Source organism: Roseibium sp., from assembly GCF_025698965.1.
Taxonomy (GTDB): domain Bacteria; phylum Pseudomonadota; class Alphaproteobacteria; order Rhizobiales; family Stappiaceae; genus Roseibium.
Map to the genome: position 1 here is coordinate 1 of NZ_JAILWL010000567.1, position 3,798 is coordinate 3,798.

Sequence of the window (3,798 nt, forward strand, 5' to 3'; positions counted from 1 at the left end):
GGACGAAGCGCAGGATGTTGTGAATGCCTTTGTTTACAAGCCTGGTCGAACGTTGCTTCTTGCAAGCACGGAAGCCCGAGGTTTCGTGGTCAACGAAGACGATGTCATTGCCAACACCCGCAAGGGCAAACAGGTTCTCAACCTGACGGCTCCCGCTGAAGCGACGATCTGTGTTGAGGCCATGGGAGACCATGTTGCAATCATCGGCGAAAACCGGAAATTGCTGGTGTTCCCGATCACCCAGATCCCGCAGATGGGTCGCGGCCGCGGAGTTCGACTGCAGCGTTACCGTGATGGCCACATTTCCGACATTCGGGTCTTCAAGGGTGAGGAAGGTCTGACCTGGACAGACAGTTCAGGTCGCAGCTTTACAAGATCCCTGGAGGAACTTGCCGACTGGCGCGGAGAGCGCGGAAATGCCGGGCGCCTGCCGCCCACCGGTTTCCCACGTTCGAACAAGTTCGGTCCGAATAAACTCTGATCGGAAACTCAAACGGCATTGGCGGTGTGCAACTACCGCCAATGCTCCGTTGTCAAACCAAACTTCCTCTTTTCTTAAGTACGCTGTCGTGAAACCGATCAACAAACCCGCTCACAAGCGTGACTTCCGAAAATATCCGGCTCTCATGCCAACTTCTTGATCTACTTATGACATCTCAACTCCGGGCACCGGAGCGGGCCCTGCCTGCACCTGGCCCCATGCAGGCTCGTCGGTAATAACCGGTCCAGATCGGCAAACCCCTCCAATGATTTCATCAGACCTTCTCGATGCCGTCTTCGCCAGAGTTTGTCTGGGTTTTAGCCGGTCGGGTCTGCACAATCATTCAAGACCGGTTCCGTCCGTTTTCTTTAGGCTCCAGCAGATCTTTGTTTCACTAATTCTGTGTTGGAGTTGTTGGCCATGTTCGAAACCAAGTTCATCGTTGTTGTCCGTGAAGACCTTGCAGTCTGGCAAAAACTTAATGTCACGGCGTTTCTTGCGACCGGTATCGCTGCGGCGAAACCTGAAATTATCGGAGAAACCTATCGCGACGCGGATGCCAACTTCTATCATCCGATGAGCGCTCAACCCGTAATCATACTGAGCGCCGAGGCAGAAACACTTGGCAGAATCCATCAAAGAACGTTGCAACGGGGTGTGCGCACCAGTCTTTACATCGAGGAAATGTTCACAACCGGACATGACAGTGCCAACAGAGGGGTTTTCTCGAAATTTTCTCCGGAAAATGCAAATGTTGCCGGCCTGCCTTTCATACAAACAAAAAGACAGCAGATAAAATTACAAAAGGGGCCCGCATGCACACCTGATACCCGTGCCATAGCGGCGAAATCAACTCTCGACGAAGCCCCTGAGACCATGCAATCTTTTCGGTCTCAAGCTCAGCGGAGGACAGATGATCGGGGCATTCACCTTCAACACCAGTCAGCGCATTGTTTTTGAAACAAATGCTGCTGCAAATATCCTTGACCACGCCTCCTTCTGCCTCGGAGCTCGTCCCTTTCTCGTGACCGATCCTGGAATCGTGTCGCTTGATCTGCAGGCTTCTTGCGAACAGGCACTGGAAAAAGCCGGCCTTGCACTTGGTAACTTCAGTGAGGTTGTCGCGGACCCGCCACGTTCACTTTTGGAGAAAGCCATTGCCCAGGCGGTTGCCCACCAGGCGACATCCATCATCGGCTTTGGTGGTGGATCGTCACTGGACGTCGCCAAGCTGGTCGCGCTGGTGGCTTGCAGTTCAGAGAACCTCGACGATGCCTGGGGCGTCAACAACGCCAAGGGCCCTCGCCTTCCCCTTGTCCTTATTCCCACAACGGCCGGTACAGGGTCGGAGGTCACCCCCGTTTCGATCATTACCGTGGGTGATGAAGAAAAGCGCGGTGTGGTCTCCCCTCTCCTTTTGCCGGATCTTGCCATTCTCGATCCAGCACTGACACTTGGTCTTCCACCCCAGGTGACGGCAGCAACGGGCATCGATGCCATGGTCCATGCAATTGAGGCCTATGCGTCAAAATCGGCGAACAACAATCCTGTCTCCAGAACCCTGGCCGTTGAGGCACTTCGGCTTCTTGGCGGCAATATCGAGACGGCGGTTTTCTCACCTGCGGACGTATCTGCGCGCGGGGCCATGCTGCTAGGCTCCATGCTTGCCGGCATGGCGTTTGCCAATTCGCCGGTTGCCGCCGTCCATGCCCTTGCCTACCCGATCGGTGGCACCTTTCACGTCCCGCACGGACTGTCAAACGCGTTGGTACTGCCGCATGTATTGAAATACAATAATTCCGTTGCTGCAGATACTTACGCCGATCTGGCACCAATCGTCTTCCCTGATCTTGCGCTGGAGCCCGATCTATGGCTGCGTGCGGAAGCTTTCGCGCAGCGTCTTGCGGATCTTTCTGAAAAACTTGGTCTAAAAACAAGGCTGAGGGACGTTGGCATCGGGGACACCGATCTGCCCAAACTCGCTCGCGACGCCATGAAACAGACCCGGCTTCTCGTGAATAATCCGCGAGATTTGAACGAGACAGCTGCGTTTGAAATCTACAGAGCTGCCTTATGAATTTCGAAGACAATCAGCGGATTTCCAGACCAACACCGTTTCGACGTGCCGAATTCAATGTATTTCAGGAAATCCCCACACGGTGGATGGATGTGGATATTTATGGCCACGTGAACAATGTTGAGTATCTGAGTTTTTTCGACACGGCGGTAAACGGCTGGTATGTGGCCAATAAGCTCCTTGATCCCAGGCATGGTTCAGAGGTTTTTCTGGTTGTTGAAACGGGCTGCCATTATTTTGCCGAGCTCACGTTCCCGTCCGTTGTTTCGGCTGGACTGAAAATAGAAAAACTCGGCTCAAGCTCTGTGGTTTTTCGTGTTGGACTGTTTGCCGACGAAAATGAAGAAACGGCAGCACACGGACGCTTCGTGCATGTTTATGTTGATCGGCAGACACGGCGTCCCGCAGCAATTCCGGACAAGGCACGACACGTTCTGTCTGCTTTGATGACTTAGGAAACAGAACATTTCCTGCCTAAAGGTTCTACAGCTTCAAATCACAGGCTGCTCAGATGTTACACACGTAATTGCGTGTCGCTATATGCACAACTCATGCACAAGTTGCGCGCACCTTGCCAACAAGTTGCACACAGCTTTGCATTCGCTGGCCCCAGGTGGTGGAAAGTGCCTTTGGTGACCAGTAGCCTTCACGGTCACAACCGCTCTCTCCATTTGATGTCCGGCACAACGGTCCAACGGTAGGATCGCGAAGTTCAGAGCGAGGCTTGGGAGCATTGGCCTTTGACCGCAAGCACCCACCAGACATGCTCCTGAAGGACTTGGCCGGGAAGAGTTCTAGCTCAAATTCTTCATCAGACGTGATTTTTCGCGCTGCCAATCGCGTTTCTTTTCTGTTTCGCGCTTGTCGTGCAGCTTTTTTCCTCGAGCAAGAGCCAGTTCCAGCTTCGCCCGGCCCTGCTCGTTGAAATAAAGCTTCAAGGGGACAATCGTCTTGCCGTCCTTTTGAACCGCACCGGCAAGTTTGCCGATCTCCCGCTTGTGCAGGAGAAGCTTGCGCGGTCGGCGCGGTTCATGATTGAAGCGGTTCGCCTGAAGATATTCAGGAATATAGACGTTATAAATCCAGATCTCGCCGCCATGTTCCGCAGCGTAGGATTCGGCAATATTCGCCTTACCGCTGCGCAAGGATTTCACTTCCGTTCCCTTCAGCTCAATCCCTGCTTCCAGCGTGTCTTCAATTTCGTAGTTGAATCGGGCTTTCCGGTTGTCGGAAATGATCG

Annotated in this window: 4 protein-coding genes and 1 pseudogene; 4 read left to right on the plus strand and 1 reads right to left on the minus strand. The window is 53.5% G+C overall.

The window, feature by feature from the left end; all coding sequences use genetic code 11:
* The 4 genes and pseudogenes from K5905_RS29565 to K5905_RS29580 all read left to right on the plus strand — a co-directional run.
* Positions 1-481: DNA gyrase C-terminal beta-propeller domain-containing protein (locus K5905_RS29565; RefSeq protein ID WP_297591178.1), on the plus strand; the 481-nt coding region annotated here is incomplete at its 5' end.
* Between the two features lie 420 nt (positions 482-901).
* Positions 902-1,308 (plus strand): annotated as a pseudogene (locus tag K5905_RS29570) (DUF2000 family protein).
* An 86-nt stretch (positions 1,309-1,394) separates the two neighbouring features.
* A complete protein-coding gene (locus tag K5905_RS29575; RefSeq protein WP_297591181.1) occupies positions 1,395-2,558 on the plus strand; it encodes an iron-containing alcohol dehydrogenase in 1,164 nt (387 codons plus the stop codon).
* Entirely contained in the window at positions 2,555-3,013 is a 459-nt protein-coding gene (locus tag K5905_RS29580) for a thioesterase family protein (RefSeq protein ID WP_297591183.1), read from the plus strand. The genes K5905_RS29575 and K5905_RS29580 overlap by 4 nt, the downstream gene beginning before the upstream one ends.
* Before the next feature lie 339 nt (positions 3,014-3,352).
* Here the strand turns inward: K5905_RS29580 and smpB are convergent, their stop codons facing one another.
* Positions 3,353-3,796, minus strand: a complete 444-nt coding sequence (gene smpB / locus K5905_RS29585; RefSeq protein ID WP_297591185.1) for an SsrA-binding protein SmpB — start codon at positions 3,794-3,796, stop codon at positions 3,353-3,355.
* Positions 3,797-3,798: the final 2 nt, after the last annotated feature.